This window comes from Weissella tructae, from assembly GCF_000732905.1.
GTDB lineage: Bacteria > Bacillota > Bacilli > Lactobacillales > Lactobacillaceae > Weissella > Weissella tructae.
In genome coordinates, this window is the sequence record NZ_CP007588.1 from 289,851 (window position 1) to 305,916 (window position 16,066).

8 protein-coding genes, 19 tRNA genes and 3 rRNA genes are annotated in these 16,066 nt (G+C 44.1%); all 30 read left to right on the forward strand.

The genetic code is table 11. The features are described from left to right. Nucleotides 1-123 precede the first annotated feature (123 nt). The 30 genes from hslO to cydB all read left to right on the forward strand — a co-directional run bounded on the left by hslO (nucleotide 124) and on the right by cydB (nucleotide 16,054). A complete protein-coding gene (gene hslO / locus WS08_RS01375; protein WP_009495379.1) occupies nucleotides 124-1,014 on the forward strand; it encodes an Hsp33 family molecular chaperone HslO in 891 nt (296 codons plus the stop codon). A 110-nt stretch (nucleotides 1,015-1,124) separates the two neighbouring features. Then, nucleotides 1,125-2,609 (forward strand): lysine--tRNA ligase, encoded by a 1,485-nt coding sequence (gene lysS / locus WS08_RS01380; RefSeq protein WP_009495380.1) that lies wholly within the window; start codon nucleotides 1,125-1,127, stop codon nucleotides 2,607-2,609. A 434-nt stretch (nucleotides 2,610-3,043) separates the two neighbouring features. Further along, nucleotides 3,044-4,616: ribosomal RNA gene (locus WS08_RS01385) — 16S ribosomal RNA — on the forward strand. A gap of 92 nt (nucleotides 4,617-4,708) precedes the next feature. After that, a tRNA-Ile gene (locus WS08_RS01390) sits at nucleotides 4,709-4,782 on the forward strand. A gap of 6 nt (nucleotides 4,783-4,788) precedes the next feature. Next, a tRNA-Ala gene (locus tag WS08_RS01395) sits at nucleotides 4,789-4,861 on the forward strand. A 203-nt stretch (nucleotides 4,862-5,064) separates the two neighbouring features. Beyond that, nucleotides 5,065-7,981 (forward strand): 23S ribosomal RNA (locus tag WS08_RS01400). A gap of 106 nt (nucleotides 7,982-8,087) precedes the next feature. Next, nucleotides 8,088-8,204, forward strand: a 5S ribosomal RNA gene (gene rrf / locus WS08_RS01405). Together the 16S, 23S and 5S rRNA genes with 19 tRNA genes alongside form the textbook arrangement of a ribosomal RNA operon. A gap of 4 nt (nucleotides 8,205-8,208) precedes the next feature. Beyond that, nucleotides 8,209-8,281: transfer RNA gene (locus WS08_RS01410), tRNA-Val, on the forward strand. Between the two features lie 2 nt (nucleotides 8,282-8,283). Further along, nucleotides 8,284-8,356 (forward strand) — tRNA-Lys (locus tag WS08_RS01415). A 42-nt stretch (nucleotides 8,357-8,398) separates the two neighbouring features. Next, nucleotides 8,399-8,471 (forward strand) — tRNA-Thr (locus WS08_RS01420). A 76-nt stretch (nucleotides 8,472-8,547) separates the two neighbouring features. Further along, nucleotides 8,548-8,631, forward strand: a tRNA-Leu gene (locus WS08_RS01425). An 8-nt stretch (nucleotides 8,632-8,639) separates the two neighbouring features. Then, a tRNA-Arg gene (locus WS08_RS01430) sits at nucleotides 8,640-8,713 on the forward strand. Nucleotides 8,714-8,750: 37 nt separating this feature from the next. Further along, nucleotides 8,751-8,824, forward strand: a tRNA-Pro gene (locus WS08_RS01435). Nucleotides 8,825-8,850: 26 nt separating this feature from the next. Then, nucleotides 8,851-8,924, forward strand: a tRNA-Met gene (locus WS08_RS01440). 24 nt (nucleotides 8,925-8,948) lie between these two features. Then, nucleotides 8,949-9,038: transfer RNA gene (locus tag WS08_RS01445), tRNA-Ser, on the forward strand. A 35-nt stretch (nucleotides 9,039-9,073) separates the two neighbouring features. Then, nucleotides 9,074-9,147: transfer RNA gene (locus WS08_RS01450), tRNA-Met, on the forward strand. A gap of 3 nt (nucleotides 9,148-9,150) precedes the next feature. After that, a tRNA-Asp gene (locus tag WS08_RS01455) sits at nucleotides 9,151-9,224 on the forward strand. 8 nt (nucleotides 9,225-9,232) lie between these two features. Continuing rightward, nucleotides 9,233-9,305: transfer RNA gene (locus WS08_RS01460), tRNA-Phe, on the forward strand. A 40-nt stretch (nucleotides 9,306-9,345) separates the two neighbouring features. Beyond that, a tRNA-Gly gene (locus tag WS08_RS01465) sits at nucleotides 9,346-9,417 on the forward strand. A 17-nt stretch (nucleotides 9,418-9,434) separates the two neighbouring features. Then, nucleotides 9,435-9,506: transfer RNA gene (locus tag WS08_RS01470), tRNA-Gly, on the forward strand. A 17-nt stretch (nucleotides 9,507-9,523) separates the two neighbouring features. Then, nucleotides 9,524-9,595, forward strand: a tRNA-Gly gene (locus tag WS08_RS01475). Nucleotides 9,596-9,611: 16 nt separating this feature from the next. Continuing rightward, nucleotides 9,612-9,683, forward strand: a tRNA-Gly gene (locus tag WS08_RS01480). Between the two features lie 4 nt (nucleotides 9,684-9,687). Then, a tRNA-Ile gene (locus WS08_RS01485) sits at nucleotides 9,688-9,761 on the forward strand. Nucleotides 9,762-9,803: 42 nt separating this feature from the next. Continuing rightward, nucleotides 9,804-9,891: transfer RNA gene (locus WS08_RS01490), tRNA-Ser, on the forward strand. Nucleotides 9,892-9,962: 71 nt separating this feature from the next. After that, a complete protein-coding gene (locus tag WS08_RS01495; protein ID WP_038566620.1) occupies nucleotides 9,963-10,448 on the forward strand; it encodes a hypothetical protein in 486 nt (161 codons plus the stop codon). A gap of 118 nt (nucleotides 10,449-10,566) precedes the next feature. Then, nucleotides 10,567-11,619, forward strand: a complete 1,053-nt coding sequence (locus tag WS08_RS01500) for an LLM class flavin-dependent oxidoreductase (RefSeq protein ID WP_038528076.1) — start codon at nucleotides 10,567-10,569, stop codon at nucleotides 11,617-11,619. Further along, nucleotides 11,609-12,298: an NADPH-dependent F420 reductase gene (locus WS08_RS01505; protein WP_009495736.1), complete on the forward strand. Its 690-nt coding sequence runs from the start codon at nucleotides 11,609-11,611 to the stop codon at nucleotides 12,296-12,298. Before WS08_RS01500 ends, WS08_RS01505 begins: the two co-directional genes overlap by 11 nt. Before the next feature lie 289 nt (nucleotides 12,299-12,587). Then, nucleotides 12,588-13,430, forward strand: coding sequence for a helix-turn-helix domain-containing protein (locus WS08_RS01510; RefSeq protein WP_009495737.1), 843 nt, complete (start codon nucleotides 12,588-12,590; stop codon nucleotides 13,428-13,430). 135 nt (nucleotides 13,431-13,565) lie between these two features. Next, nucleotides 13,566-15,044 (forward strand): cytochrome ubiquinol oxidase subunit I, encoded by a 1,479-nt coding sequence (locus WS08_RS01515; RefSeq protein ID WP_009495738.1) that lies wholly within the window; start codon nucleotides 13,566-13,568, stop codon nucleotides 15,042-15,044. Further along, on the forward strand, nucleotides 15,044-16,054 hold the full coding sequence (gene cydB / locus WS08_RS01520) for a cytochrome d ubiquinol oxidase subunit II (RefSeq protein ID WP_009495739.1): 1,011 nt from the start codon (nucleotides 15,044-15,046) through the stop codon (nucleotides 16,052-16,054). Before WS08_RS01515 ends, cydB begins: the two co-directional genes overlap by 1 nt. Nucleotides 16,055-16,066: the final 12 nt, after the last annotated feature.

Sequence of the window (16,066 nt, forward strand, 5' to 3'; positions counted from 1 at the left end):
AAGCTAGCCAATTTGGCTAGCTTTTTTGCTTGTCTAGATAATGGTGCGTATAATAGATAGACGAATGATAGCGTAACTTGAATATAGACAAAATATGATGATCTTAAAAAGTGAGGAAATACAATGACAGATAAGTTAGTACGTGCAGTAACACATGATGGCGCATTTCGTGCCATTGCATTAGACGCAACTGAAATGGTACAAGTAACAAGCAAGTACCATGCCGCATCAACACTAGGATTGGTTGTGTTGGGACGTGCATTAATTGGTGGTTTATTACTATCTAATGCATTACTAAAGGGTGATGAACGTTTAGTAATGACAATTAATGGTGGTGGGCCTATTGGGAAGGTTGTTGTAGAAACGTCAGCCGAAGGACATGTTCGTGGATATGTTGAAAACCCAACACTAGAACTACCATTAAAGGCAGATGGTCAAGTAGACGTCGCTGGAGCAGTTGGAACAAACGGATTTTTGACTGTAACAAAGGATATGGGCGAAGGTATGGCACCATTTAATGGCCAAGTAGAATTGGCCACTGGTGAAATCGGAGATGACATTGCTTACTACCTAGCAAAGTCAGAACAAATCCCATCTGCAGTTGCGTTAACAGTGGACGTTTCAGATGCTGGTGTTGAAGTTGCTGGTGGATTTATGGTCTCTGCCTTACCTGATGCAACCGAAGCAGATATCATGGGGCTAGAAACAAAGCTACAAAACTTACCAGCGATGAATGACGTACTTGGTGCTAACCATGAACCGTTTGATGCATTAACAGCGTTGTTTGGGGATGATGCGGTTAAGTTGTTGGAAGAAATGCCAGTTGTTCCATATCCTGAAAACACAAAGATGGACTACACAAAGATGTTGGCAACATTGCCTGTCGAACAATTAACAGATATGTTGGAAAATGACCACGGTTTGGAAGTGGTGGACCGATTCACGGGTAATCGTATTCAATTTAGCGAAGCCGAATTAGCCGCAATTATTGCACAAGTGAACGCTGCGCAATAAAGAACGGCATCTCACCCTAATTAATGCTTGCAAAAGTCGTAGATGATTGGCAAACTAGGTAATGAGATGATTAATTAAGAATAGATTATGAAGGAAAAGAGGGGCATGACATGGCAAACCAACCAGAGTCACTAAACGACCAAATGATTGCTCGTCGTGAGAAAGCAGAAGAAATGCGCCAAGCAGGGATTGATCCCTTTGGACAACGTTTCGAACGCACACACACGGCTGACGAATTACACACACTATACGATGATGCGGATGCTGAAACATTAGAAGAAGCACAAAACCGTGTAAAGATTTCTGGACGTATGATGACTAAGCGTCGTTCAGGAAAGATTAGCTTTGCGGATATCAAGGATCGCTCAGGGCGTATTCAAGTATTCGTTCAAAAGCCAGTTGTTGGTGAAGAAGCCTACGAATGGTTCAAGAAGTCTGACTTGGGAGACATTATTGGGTTTGAAGGAACGGTTATGAAGACCCGTGCTGGAGAATTGTCAATTAACGTTGAAGTGATTACTCACCTATCAAAGGCATTGCGTCCTTTGCCTGACAAGTACCATGGACTAACTGACGTTGAAACAAAGTACCGTCAACGTTACTTGGACTTGATCGCTAACGATGATTCATACGATCGCTTCATTAAGCGTTCACAAATCATCGCGGCTATTCGTGCCTACATGAACCAAGATGGTTTCATCGAAGTAGAAACACCAATGTTGCAAAATGAAGCTGGTGGAGCTGCTGCCCGTCCATTTACAACACACCACAATGCGTTGGATATTGATATGTACCTACGTATTGCTTTGGAACTACATTTGAAGCGTTTGGTTGTTGGTGGTATGGAACGTGTCTACGAAATTGGACGTGTCTTCCGTAACGAAGGGATGGACCCAAAGCACAACCCAGAATTTACTGTTATGGAATCATATGCAGCATACTGGGACTTCGACGATGTGATGACACAAACTGAAGAAATCTTCCGCGCTGCGGCAAAGGTTGTTTCTGAAGATGGTAAGGTTATCTACAATGAAGTTGAAATCGATCTTGGAAAGCCATTTGCACGTAAGCATATGGTTGACTTGATTAAGGAAGCAACTGGTATTGACTTCTGGCAACCAATGACGCTTGAAGAAGCACAAGCATTGGCTGACGAAAAGCATGTTAAGTACGAAAAGTACTGGGGAATTGGACACATCATCAATGAATTCTTTGAAGAGTTCGTTGAAGAAACATTGATTCAACCTACATTCGTATACGGACACCCGGTTGAAGTTTCACCATTGGCCAAGAAGAACCCAGAAGACGGTCGCTTTACTGATCGTTTCGAACTGTTCATTATGGCTGGTGAATACGCCAACGCCTTTACTGAATTGAATGACCCGATTGACCAACGTGAACGTTTCGAAGCGCAAGCTGCAGAACGTGATGCTGGTAACGACGAAGCCGAAGGTGTCGACGATGACTTTATCGAAGCCCTTGAATACGGTTTGGCGCCTACTGGTGGATTGGGAATTGGGATTGACCGTCTAGTTATGCTATTAACAGACGCCGATTCAATTCGTGACGTTTTGTTGTTCCCAACAATGCGTTAATTTAAAGCCTAAATATGATGGAAAAACACGCAATTTAATATTGCGTGTTTTTTTTATAAAAAAGATTGAAAAAACCGTTGACATTCTTTGGGGTAGTCTGTAATATAGTAAAAGTTGTCAGGGGCAAGCAAGACAAGCCAACCCTTAGGGGCGCAAGTCATTTGCTCAATCGCTTCTCAAAAAAGTTTCAAAAAACTTTTGAGAAAAGTGTTGACATTACCATCCTCTCGATGGTATGATAATTAAGTTGTTTCAGGGAGATGCAAATCAAACGGAGCGACGAAGTAGATCATTGAAAACTGAATATCGTTTCGATGTAACAAATGTGTAGGTCGACCAACTATTAGTTGGTCCAAACATTTGCGAAGTCAATTCGCTAGTAAATTCGTTTAACATCTGTTAAACAACAAAAAAATTGAGTTATACTCAAACTTCAAATTGAGAGTTTGATCCTGGCTCAGGATGAACGCTGGCGGCGTGCCTAATACATGCAAGTCGAACGCACTGTGGTTCAACTGATTTGAAGAGCTTGCTCTGATATGACGATGAACATTGCAGTGAGTGCGAACGGGTGAGTAACACGTGGGAAACCTACCTCTTAGCGGGGGATAACATCTGGAAACAGATGCTAATACCGCATAACACTAGCAACCGCATGGTTGCTACTTGAAAGATGGTTCTGCTATCACTAAGAGATGGTCCCGCGGCGCATTAGTTAGTTGGTGAGGTAATGGCTCACCAAGACGATGATGCGTAGCCGAGTTGAGAGACTGATCGGCCACAATGGGACTGAGACACGGCCCATACTCCTACGGGAGGCAGCAGTAGGGAATCTTCCACAATGGACGAAAGTCTGATGGAGCAACGCCGCGTGTGTGATGAAGGGTTTCGGCTCGTAAAACACTGTTGTAAGAGAAGAATAGCATCAAGAGTAACTGCTTGGTGTGTGACGGTATCTTACCAGAAAGGAACGGCTAAATACGTGCCAGCAGCCGCGGTAATACGTATGTTCCAAGCGTTATCCGGATTTATTGGGCGTAAAGCGAGCGCAGACGGTTTTTTAAGTCCGAAGTGAAAGCCACAGCTTAACTGTGGAAGTGCTTTGGAAACTGGATGACTTGAGTGCAGTAGAGGAGAGTGGAATTCCATGTGTAGCGGTGAAATGCGTAGATATATGGAGGAACACCAGTGGCGAAGGCGGCTCTCTGGACTGTAACTGACGTTGAGGCTCGAAAGTGTGGGTAGCAAACAGGATTAGATACCCTGGTAGTCCACACCGTAAACGATGAGTGCTAGATGTTTGGGGGTTTCCGCCCCTAAGTGTCGCAGCTAACGCATTAAGCACTCCGCCTGGGGAGTACGACCGCAAGGTTGAAACTCAAAGGAATTGACGGGGACCCGCACAAGCGGTGGAGCATGTGGTTTAATTCGAAGCAACGCGAAGAACCTTACCAGGTCTTGACATCCTTTGACCACGCCAGAAATGGCGCTTTCCCTTCGGGGACAAAGTGACAGGTGGTGCATGGTTGTCGTCAGCTCGTGTCGTGAGATGTTGGGTTAAGTCCCGCAACGAGCGCAACCCTTATTACTAGTTGCCAGCATTCAGTTGGGCACTCTAGTGAGACTGCCGGTGACAAACCGGAGGAAGGTGGGGATGACGTCAAATCATCATGCCCCTTATGACCTGGGCTACACACGTGCTACAATGGCAAGTACAACGAGTCGCTAACCCGCGAGTACGCAAATCTCTTAAAGCTTGTCTCAGTTCGGATTGTAGGCTGCAACTCGCTACATGAAGTCGGAATCGCTAGTAATCGCGGATCAGCACGCCGCGGTGAATACGTTCCCGGGTCTTGTACACACCGCCCGTCACACCATGAGAGTTTGTAACACCCAAAGCCGGTGAGGTAACCTTTTAGGAGCCAGCCGTCTAAGGTGGGATAGATGATTAGGGTGAAGTCGTAACAAGGTAGCCGTAGGAGAACCTGCGGCTGGATCACCTCCTTTCTAAGGAAAATCGGAAACCTACACATTCGCATTGAAACGATATTTAGTTTTGAGTGGTTTACACTCAATGTAATAGACGAGAGAAGAACCTCGGGACTGTAGCTCAGCTGGTTAGAGCGCACCCCTGATAAGGGTGAGGTCGGAGGTTCGAGTCCTCTCAGTCCCATTCTACGGGGAATTAGCTCAGCTGGGAGAGCACCTGCTTTGCAAGCAGGGGGTCATCGGTTCGATCCCGATATTCTCCATTGCCACTCACGTGGCAGTGACTTAGATCTTTGAAAACTGAATAATATTGTAAATTTTAAATTCATTTCAAATTAATTATTTAATTAAATTGAGCCGAAAAAAAATACACCGCGTAATTTTTTTGAGTTTTTTTAAATTTAGTTTAAATCGCATGTGGCCTTGAGCCACATACTCAAACTTGAATCATCAACGTAAGTTGATAGGTTAAGTTATTAAGGGCGCATGGTGGATGCCTTGGCACTAGGAGCCGATGAAGGACGGGACTAACACCGATATTCCCCGGGGAGCTGTAAGTGAGCTTTGATCCGGGGGTTTCCGAATGGGGGAACCCAGCTTGTGTATGCAAGTTATCACCTGATGAATACATAGTCAGGTTGAAGGTAGACGTTGTGAACTGAAACATCTCATTAGCAACAGGAAGAGAAAGAAATATCGATTCCGTCAGTAGCGGCGAGCGAAAACGGAAGAGCCCAAACCAATGTGCTTGCACATTGGGGTTGTAGGACTGTCGTTGTGGAGTTATAAAGTTGTTTGTTAGCAGAATCAGCTGGGAAGCTGAGCAGGATAGGGTGATAGCCCCGTATGCGAAAACAAATAACCTCCCGTACAGGATCCTGAGTACGGCCGGACACGTGAAATCCGGTCGGAATCCGCGAGGACCATCTCGCAAGGCTAAATACTCCCTAGTGACCGATAGTGAACCAGTACCGTGAGGGAAAGGTGAAAAGCACCCCGGAAGGGGAGTGAAAAAGTTCCTGAAACCATGTGCCTACAAGAAGTCAGAGCCCGTTAATGGGTGATGGCGTGCCTTTTGTAGAATGAACCGGCGAGTTACGATAACGTGCAAGGTTAAGGTGGAAAGACCGGAGCCGTAGCGAAAGCGAGTCTGAAATGGGCGCTTGAGTACGTTGTTGTAGACCCGAAACCAGGTGACCTACCCATGTCCAGGGTGAAGGTGCGGTAAAACGCACTGGAGGCCCGAACCCGTGCATGTTGAAAAATGCTGGGATGAGGTGTGGGTAGCGGTGAAATTCCAATCGAACTTGGAGATAGCTGGTTCTCTCCGAAATAGCTTTAGGGCTAGCCTCGGAATGAAGCGTGTTGGAGGTAGAGCACTGTTTTGGTGCGGGGCCCATCTCGGGTTACCAAATTAAGATAAACTCCGAATGCCAATCACGTATGTCCGGGAGTCAGACAGTGAGTGATAAGATCCATTGTCGAAAGGGGAACAGCCCAGATCGTCAGTTAAGGTCCCTAAGTGTGTGTTAAGTGGAAAAGGATGTGGAGTTGCATAGACAACTAGGATGTTGGCTTAGAAGCAGCCACCATTTAAAGAGTGCGTAATAGCTCACTAGTCGAGTGATTCTGCGCCGAAAATGTACCGGGGCTAAACACACCACCGAAACTACGGGTGCCACGTAAGTGGCGCGATAGGAGAGCGTTCTATGGGCGATGAAGTCAGACCGTGAGGACTGGTGGAGCGCATAGAAGTGAGAATGCCGGTATGAGTAGCGAAAGACAGGTGAGAATCCTGTCCACCGTATGACTAAGGTTTCCTGGGGAAGGCTCGTCCTCCCAGGGTTAGTCGGGACCTAAGGCGAGGCCAAGAGGCGTAGTCGATGGACAACAGGTTGAGATTCCTGTACCAGGTGAACATGTTTGAACGATGGAGGGACGCAGAAGGCTAACAGATCCCAGCTGATGGATATGCTGGGTTAAATCATAAGTCTTAGAGTGAGTTAAATGCTTGCTCTTCCAAGGACAAGTGATGATGAGGACCGAAATAAAGTAGGGAAGTCTGTGATGTCACGCTGCCAAGAAAAGCTTCTAGTTAGTGTTTACCTGCCCGTACCGCAAACCGACACAGGTAGTCGAGGAGAGCATCCTAAGGTGAGCGAGTGAACTCTCGTTAAGGAACTCGGCAAAATGACCCCGTAACTTCGGGAGAAGGGGTGCTCAGCGAAAGCTGAGCCGCAGTGAATAGGCCCAGGCGACTGTTTATCAAAAACACAGGTTTCTGCAAAATCGTAAGATGACGTATAGGGGCTGACGCCTGCCCGGTGCTGGAAGGTTAAAAGGAGTGCTTAGCGCAAGCGAAGGTACGAATTGAAGCCCCAGTAAACGGCGGCCGTAACTATAACGGTCCTAAGGTAGCGAAATTCCTTGTCGGGTAAGTTCCGACCCGCACGAAAGGCGTAACGATCTGGGCACTGTCTCAACGAGAGACTCGGTGAAATTTAAAGACCCGTGAAGATGCGGGTTACCCGCGACAGGACGGAAAGACCCCATGGAGCTTTACTGTAGCTTGATATTGAGTGTTTGTGCAGCTTGTACAGAATAGGTAGGAGCCGTTGAAATCGGAACGCTAGTTTCGATGGAGGCATCAGTGGGATACTACCCTCGTTGTATGACCACTCTAACTCACATCGCTTATCGCGATGGAAGACAGTGTCTGGCAGGCAGTTTGACTGGGGCGGTCGCCTCCTAAAAAGGTAACGGAGGCGCTCAAAGGTTCTCTCAGAATGGTTGGAAATCATTCGTAGAGTGTAAAGGCACAAGAGAGCTTGACTGTGAGACTTACAAGTCGAGCAGGTACGAAAGTAGGACTTAGTGATCCGGTGGTTCCGCATGGAAGGGCCATCGCTCAACGGACAAAAGCTACCCTGGGGATAACAGGCTTATCTCCCCCCAAGAGTCCACATCGACGGAGGTTTGGCACCTCGATGTCGGCTCATCGCATCCTGGGGCTGTAGTCGGTCCCAAGGGTTGGGCTGTTCGCCCATTAAAGCGGTACGCGAGCTGGGTTCAGAACGTCGTGAGACAGTTCGGTCCCTATCCGTCGCGGGCGTAGGAAATTTGAGAGGAGCTGCCCTTAGTACGAGAGGACCGGGGTGGACGTACCTCTGGTGTATCAGTTGTTCCGCCAGGAGCATCGCTGAGTAGCTATGTACGGATGAGATAAACGCTGAAAGCATCTAAGTGTGAAACTCGCCTCGAGATGAGATTTCCCATTCTTTATGAAGTAAGACCCCTCAAAGATGATGAGGTAGATAGGCTAGAAGTGGAAGTGCGGTGACGCATGGAGCGGACTAGTACTAATGGTTCGAGGACTTAACCAAGTTGAACAAAACGTGGTGTTAAGGCTCAAAAATAAATGATTTAAAACTTGACAATGTTATTCAGTTTTGAGATAATTAAATCTCGTACTGCTAATTAAATAGCACGTGTTGTGATGATGGCATTGAGGCCACACCTGTTCCCATACCGAACACAGAAGTTAAGCTCAATAGCGCCAAAAGTAGTTGGGGGATCGCCCCCTGCGAGGATAGGACATCGCAATGCATCTGGACGTTTAGCTCAGCTGGGAGAGCACCTGCCTTACAAGCAGGGGGTCACAGGTTCGATCCCTGTAACGTCCATTGGGCCGTTAGCTCAGCTGGCAGAGCAGCGGACTTTTAATCCGTGGGTCCTGGGTTCGATCCCCAGACGGCCCATTTGTCAGTAACATATTCCGCCAGGCTGATATATTTTATATCGCCGACTTAGCTCAGTTGGTAGAGCATCGCTCTTGTAAAGCGAGGGTCGAAGGTTCGAGTCCTTTAGTCGGCATACTACGATAACTAATGGTTAGTGGTTCTTTCTTAATTTGAAAGAACCGATAGGTTCGATTCCTATTTTTCGTTTTGCCGGCTTGGCGGAATAGGTAGACGCACAGGACTTAAAATCCTGCGATGGAAACATCGTACCGGTTCGATCCCGGTAGCCGGCATATATAACGCACCTATAGCGCAATTGGATAGAGTGTCTGACTACGAATCAGAAGGTTGCAGGTTCGACTCCTGCTAGGTGCATTGTGATAGTTAATATCACAGATAGAATTAAATTGTTCGGGACGTAGCTCAGCTTGGTAGAGCACCTGGTTTGGGACCAGGGGGTCGCAGGTTCGAATCCTGTCGTCCCGATTGTAACAATTAATATGTTATAAGTTCGCGGTGTAGCTCAGATGGCTAGAGCGTTCGGTTCATACCCGAAAGGTCGAGGGTTCGATTCCCCCCGCCGCGATTGATATTTTCTTAAATATCTACTGGAGAATTACCCAAGTCTGGCTGAAGGGAACGGTCTTGAAAACCGTCAGGTCGTGAAAGCGGCGCGTGGGTTCGAATCCCACATTCTCCTTTAAACACGAAAGTGTTTATCCATAATAATATTATCGCGGGATGGAGCAGTCTGGTAGCTCGTCGGGCCCATAACCCGAAGGTCGTAGGTTCAAATCCTGCTCCCGCAATTTGGTCGCATGGTCTAGGTGGTTAGGACGCCTGCCTGTCACGCAGGAGATCACGGGTTCGAGTCCCGTTGTGACCGTTTATTATGGCGCGATAGCTCAGTTGGTAGAGCATACGATTGAAGCTCGTAGTGTCGACGGTTCGATTCCGCCTCGCGCCATTTTTTATAAAATTAAATAAAAGCATTTATATTTTATAATGCGGATGTAGTACAATGGCTAGTGCTCCAGCCTTCCAAGCTGGGAATGCGGGTTCGATTCCCGTCATCCGCTTTTTATTGAATAATGATGCGGATGTAGTACAATGGCTAGTGCTCCAGCCTTCCAAGCTGGGAATGCGGGTTCGATTCCCGTCATCCGCTTTTTATTGAATAATGATGCGGATGTAGTACAATGGCTAGTGCTCCAGCCTTCCAAGCTGGGAATGCGGGTTCGATTCCCGTCATCCGCTTCGTAAAAATAATAATGCGGATGTAGTACAATGGCTAGTGCTCCAGCCTTCCAAGCTGGGAATGCGGGTTCGATTCCCGTCATCCGCTTTATGGGACTGTAGCTCAGCTGGTTAGAGCGCACCCCTGATAAGGGTGAGGTCGGAGGTTCGAGTCCTCTCAGTCCCATTATTAACATGATAGTGTGTTAATAATGGGTTTTATTATAATGGGGACATACTCAAGAGGCTGAAGAGGCGCCCCTGCTAAGGGTGTAGGTCGGGCAACCGGCGCGAGGGTTCGAATCCCTCTGTCTCCGTATGAAGTTAAAAACCGGTATCTCATTTGAGATATCGGTTTTTTGTTAGATATATTCAGAAAGGAGCTTTCATGAGCAATGAACAACTTAAGACACATACGATCTTTATGTGTATGGTAACAACAATGGTTTGTGTGAGTTTCTTTACGACGATGGAAATTTCTTGGCACACAATGCAACGTATATCACTAATGCTGCTTATCATGTGGCCTGTCGCGTTTAGTATTAAACAATGGGTAACGATGCCCATTGTCCGTCGTATTCACGAGCACGTACTACCAGCCGCAGTGGAAAACAAGAAGCGTCATACATTCCCTTTATTTGTGATCTTAATTAATTCAGGATTAATTACGTTTTTATTATTGGCAGTGGCGCAAATTTATCCCAGTGATTTTTTGGCAACATTTTTAGATACATGGGAAAAGAAATTGATGGTACTGATTCCATTGTTCTTCTTTGTCTTACGACCTAGTATTGAATGGTTGATTAGTGAAGGCCGTCATGACCTAGTAGAGCGTATTGAGTCTAAATCTAATACAATTAACTCAAACAAATAATACCTTTAGACAGTTTGTCTAAAGGTTCTTTTTTTATACATTTAACAAAGTGTTGACTTATAAATAAAACTCTTTTATACTTACTTACAATAAGTAAGTGAAATAAGGAGATATTAAAATGAAAGCAACAGAAATTGAATTAGGTTTGGACACATTTGGAGATTTGGCAAAGGATGATGCTGGGGAAGTGATGAGTTATGGAGCAGCCTTGCGTCAAGTTGTAAAGGAAGCAGTGATTGCGGATAAGTCAGGTGTTGATGTCATTACATTGGGAGAGCACCATCGTGATGAATACGCAATTTCAAGCCCAGAAACAGTGCTTGCGGCGATTGCCACACAAACAGAACGTATTCGCCTAGGTTCAGGAGTAACCGTGTTGAGCTCTGATGATCCTGTTCGTGTATTTGAACGCTTCGCAACTGTGGATGGACTTTCAAATGGACGTGCAGAAGTGATTTTGGGACGTGGATCATTTACGGAATCATTCCCATTGTTTGGATTTGATTTAGAAGATTACGACGATTTGTTTGAAGAAAAGATTGCGATGTTTGCTAAAATCTTAGAAGAAAAGCCGATGGATTGGGAAGGTGAATACACACAAAAGCTGACAAACACAGAAATTTTCCCAAAGACTGAGAGCGGACATCTTAAGACAATGGTTGGTGTAGGTGGCTCACCAGAATCTATCATTCGTGCTGCACGTTATGATTTTCCTGTTGTCCTTGCGATTATCGGTGGTGATCCAGCTCGATTCCAACCGTACGTTGAATTATACAAGCGTGCCGCAGAACGACTAGGTAATCCAGTGCATCCAATTGCGATGCATTCACACGGATTCATTGCAGATACACAAGAAGAAGCGGAAGAAATGGCTTGGGAAAACATTAAACTATCATTTGACAAGATTGGTAAGACACGTGGATGGGCACCGATGACCCGTGAACATTTCAATCGTGAAATGGCAACAGGCTCAATGTATGTTGGGACACCAGAAGTAGTAGCACAACGTATGGCAAAGGCAATTCAAACATTGAATGTTGGACGATTTGATTTGGTATACGGTGCAGGTGAACAACCAGCGGCTGCACGTGAACGTATGATTGAATTATATGGAACACAAGTTATTCCACGTGTTCGTGAGTTACTAGTGGAGGCAGGTTATGCAGAATAAGACCATTGGAATTTTAGGTGCAGGTAAAGTAGGAATTGTATTAGCACAGCTTGCTGTACGTGCCGGTTATAATGTCATCATTGCAGGTTCTGGGAGTGTTGAAAAGATTAGCTTAACGATTGAAGTATTAGCTCCTGGTGCGACAGCAATGACAGCCAAGGACGTTACCGAAAAAGCAGATATTATTATCCTTGCATTGCCTTTAAGCAAATATTTGACCATTGAAAAAGAGGGACTAAAGGATAAGTTAGTTATTGATGCAATGAATTATTGGTGGGAAGTTGACGGATTCCGAACAGACTTAACGAATCCATTACAATCATCGAGTGAACTGATTCAAGAATTTTTACCAGAAAGTCATGTCGTAAAAGCGTTTAATCATATGGGATATCATGATTTGCTTGATGAAGCAGTTTCTAAAGGTACGGCTGGTCGCAAAGCAATTGCTGTTGCTGGAAACGAGACACCTATGGTTCGCATTGTAGAAGAAATTGTTGATACTTTAGGCTTTGATCCTTTATATATTGGTGATTTAACGCAGGGACAAAGATTAGAACCAGGTAGTGATGCTTTTGGGGCTAATGAAGAGATACAACAATTGAAGAGTATGATTGATGCGTTTGATGAAACTGAACGTGGTCAATTAATTAAACAAGCCCGTTCAGAAACCACTCAATAGAGTGGTTTTTTTATTGATACAAGATATATGATAAAAACATTTTTATGTGACAATCCGTCATAAAAAAAACAAATGTTCCTAATGACGAAATTGAAAAAAATACGAGCAATGTGCATATGACATTATATAGGACGTGATTGGTATGAATAGATGGGAATGATTGGATGAGGCTACTATAAAACGGTTGATAATGATAATTAATTCGGCTGTTAATTGTTAATAGAGTGAGCTTGTTGTTTTTCAAACGTTCAAATACACTAAATTCATAAAAAGATAGCGGGGACATTGAATGATAGTAAATGGGGACGTACTAAAACAACGACGTGAGCAATTAGGGATATCACAGGGACAATTAGCGCAGGGAATTTGTCATCAATCGCTAATTTCTCGTTTGGAAAAGGATCATCACATAACTAGTATGACTATTTTGCAGAATCTATGTGCACGACTACAGATTAACGTATCGTCATTGGTGACTTTTGCAGATCAAGAACATATGCCTTTAAATGTTATTCGAGAATTAGTAGAGGCGCATCAATATACACGAGCAAAAGTATATTTACAAGCCAAACGGTTAAAGAAATGTTTACCAGAATTTGCACTACCTGAGTATCATTTGTTACGGGGACGTGTATTTTTAGGATTAGATGAAATACCACAGGCGATGCAAAGTTTGCAGTTAGCAATGGGTGATGTTGGTCGGCATCAGCCTCAATTGATGGTTGAAATTTTTACCGAAATGGGTGCAGCATGGTTAGCTCAGAATGAGATTATTAATGCAACTGAATGTTTAGAGCGAGCTTGTACGATCATTCATGGTTTGAGTGAGTCACAAACAGCCAGCATTAACATGATTATTGTTTATACATATCGTCGACAAGCCGAACTATACATAAAAGTAGGCGATGCAGAAAAAGCCATGAAACGCGTAAAGGAAGCAATGGCATTATTACCATCCGAAAATGTATATCATGAGATGGTTGCCTTACAGGAACTTCGTATTCAATGTGCTGATATTTTGGAATTAACAGATGATAAAAAAGATGCCATGGTATTAGCCTATGCGGCAGCAAAATTCTCTCGTGATACACGTTTAGAAGACACTGTGAAATCTTATCAAGACCTCTTGTGATGAATAAAACAAAAGTTGTGTGACGCCGTGTCATTTATTTAAGTGATAGACTAGCTAAAACACTTGATAATGTTTATAATATATTGTATAAGCGTAGAGCTTGGGTATATTAAAACTGAGTAGGAGGCAAGTTTCATGAACTTGATGACAGGTCTTTCCATGTTAGACTTAGCGCGTATCCAATTCGCGATGACAACAGTGTTTCACTTTTTCTTTGTGCCACTGTCAATCGGATTGGGAATTATCGTCGCAATCATGGAAACTATGTATGTGATTAAGAAAGATGACACATACAAGCGTATGGCAAAATTCTGGGGACGTATTTTCCTTTTGAGTTTCGCAGTAGGTGTTGTGACTGGTATTATCCAAGAATTCCAATTTGGAATGAACTGGTCACGATACTCACGTTACGTTGGGGATATTTTTGGACCGGCGTTGGCTGTTGAAGCCTTAGTAGCGTTCTTTTTGGAATCAACATTCCTTGGATTGTGGATGTTCGGTTGGGATAAGTTCAAGAAAGGGTTGCATTTGACCTTTATCTGGATCACAGCCGTAGGGTCTGCATTCTCAGCATTGTGGATTTTGGCAGCTAACTCATTCATGCACAATCCTGTTGGTTTTGAAATCGACAAGGTGTTGGATCGTGCAGTCTTAGTTGACTTCCCAGCATTATTGACAAACCATCAACTATGGTTGGTATTCCCTCACGTATTCTTCGCAACATTCCTTGCGGGATCATTCGTGGTTATCGGAGTATCAGCATTCTCATTGCTACGTAAGACTAAGGAATTAGATTTCTTTAAGAAGTCAATTCACGTTGCTTCTGCAGTAGCAATTGTTGGAACATTTGGTATTTTGGTTACGGGTGACTTGCATGCCTACAACCTACAAAATGACCAACCAATGAAGTTCGCGGCCATGGAAGGTATTTCAGAAGACGTCGGTGGTGAAGGCATTTCACAACCATGGGCTGTCTTGGCATATACTAACCCTAAGACGCATGAAACTGAATGGGCACTTGAAGTGCCATATCTATTGTCAATCCTTGGAAACCACTCATTGACTGGATTTAATAAGGGAACACATACAATTAACCAAGAATTGCATGAAAAGTATGATGCAGAATTTGGTGAAGATATGAGTTACTGGTTACCAGCAAATACCTTGTTCTATGCATTCCGTATCATGTCAGCCTCAGCAATGGCATTCTTACTACTAGCATTGTATGCCTTCTGGTTTACACGTGAAAAAGCAAACTTTGCAATCTTCTACAAGTATCGTTGGATTTTGTGGATCTTTGGATTAGCAACGTTCTTGCCATTCATTGCGATTACATCTGGATGGCTAGTAACTGAATTGGGACGTTACCCATGGGTTGTCTATGGTGTATTAACTATCGCTGATGCGGTGTCACCAAACGTGTCATGGGCTTCACTATTTATTTCTAACATCGTTTACTTTGTAACATTTAGTATTATTGGTGGAATTATGGTCTTCTTATCACGTCGTATTATGATTGAAGGACCTGAATCAGTTGATGCAGAAGCAATCGAAGATGCTAAGGCACCAACTGACCCATATGCAGCTGATTCATTTGAAGGAGGATCAAAGTAATGACATTTCTACAAATTCTTTGGTTCGTCCTTGTTGGGATTCTATTTGCTGGATTCTTCTTCCTAGAAGGATTTGACTTTGGAATCGGTATGTCAGTGAAAACTGTCGCACAAAATGAAGAAGAAGAAGATGCACTAATCGAAACAATCGGCCCTCACTGGGACGGTAACGAAGTTTGGTTGATTACTGCCGGGGGAGCAATGTTCGCGGCTATCCCATTCTGGTATGCATCACTATTCTCAGGTTTCTACTTAATTCTATTGATTATCTTATTGGGATTGATTTTCCGTGGAGTATCATTTGAATTCCGTGAAGCTATGCAAACAACTAAGTACCGTAACCTATGGACGACTGTTTTGGCAGTATCATCATTCGTTGTACCATTCTTCTTTGGTGTAATGTTCGTTGACGTCGTACAAGGTATGCCAATTGATGCTAATGGTGACTTGATGGCTGGATTCTCTGATTACATTAACGTGTTCTCAATTATCGGCGGAGTTGCATTATCATTGATTTCATACATGCACGGATTAAACTACATGCGTTTGAAGATGGTGCCTGGTGTATTGACACAACGTGCTGCTAAGCAATTGAGTGTTTTGTACCCGGTATTGTTAGCTGGTGAAGTAGCATTTGCTATTGGCGTGTACTTTAAGACAGACTTCTTTGTTGAAAAGCCAATCATCACACTTATGTTGTTGGCATTGATTGTTGCGTTGACTCTTGTTGGATGGTGGAGTGAAAGCAAGTCTAAGGAACTATTAGCATTCCTTGCACTTGGATTTACTATCATCACATTGGTTGCATTATTGTTCACAGGATTGTTCCCACGCGTTATGATTGGAAATGACCCTGCAACATCAATCTTGCTACAAAACGCAACTTCAACACAATACACACTAGTATGGATGTCATGGATTGCTTTGATTATGGTTCCTATCGTGGTAGGATACCAAACTTGGAGCTTCTGGGTATTCCGTAAGCGTATTAGTGTTAAGCATGAAGATTAAGAACAACTTATT

Excerpts from the sequence above, each read along its gene's own strand:
- WS08_RS01495 (WP_038566620.1), top strand. The coding sequence starts at position 9,963 with ATGAGCAATGAACAACTTAAGACACATACGATCTTTATGTGTATGGTA.
- cydB (WP_009495739.1), top strand. The coding sequence starts at position 15,044 with ATGACATTTCTACAAATTCTTTGGTTCGTCCTTGTTGGGATTCTATTT.
- WS08_RS01500 (WP_038528076.1), top strand. The coding sequence starts at position 10,567 with ATGAAAGCAACAGAAATTGAATTAGGTTTGGACACATTTGGAGATTTG.
- WS08_RS01505 (WP_009495736.1), top strand. The coding sequence starts at position 11,609 with ATGCAGAATAAGACCATTGGAATTTTAGGTGCAGGTAAAGTAGGAATT.
- WS08_RS01515 (WP_009495738.1), top strand. The coding sequence starts at position 13,566 with ATGAACTTGATGACAGGTCTTTCCATGTTAGACTTAGCGCGTATCCAA.
- WS08_RS01510 (WP_009495737.1), top strand. The coding sequence starts at position 12,588 with ATGATAGTAAATGGGGACGTACTAAAACAACGACGTGAGCAATTAGGG.
- lysS (WP_009495380.1), top strand. The coding sequence starts at position 1,125 with ATGGCAAACCAACCAGAGTCACTAAACGACCAAATGATTGCTCGTCGT.
- hslO (WP_009495379.1), top strand. The coding sequence starts at position 124 with ATGACAGATAAGTTAGTACGTGCAGTAACACATGATGGCGCATTTCGT.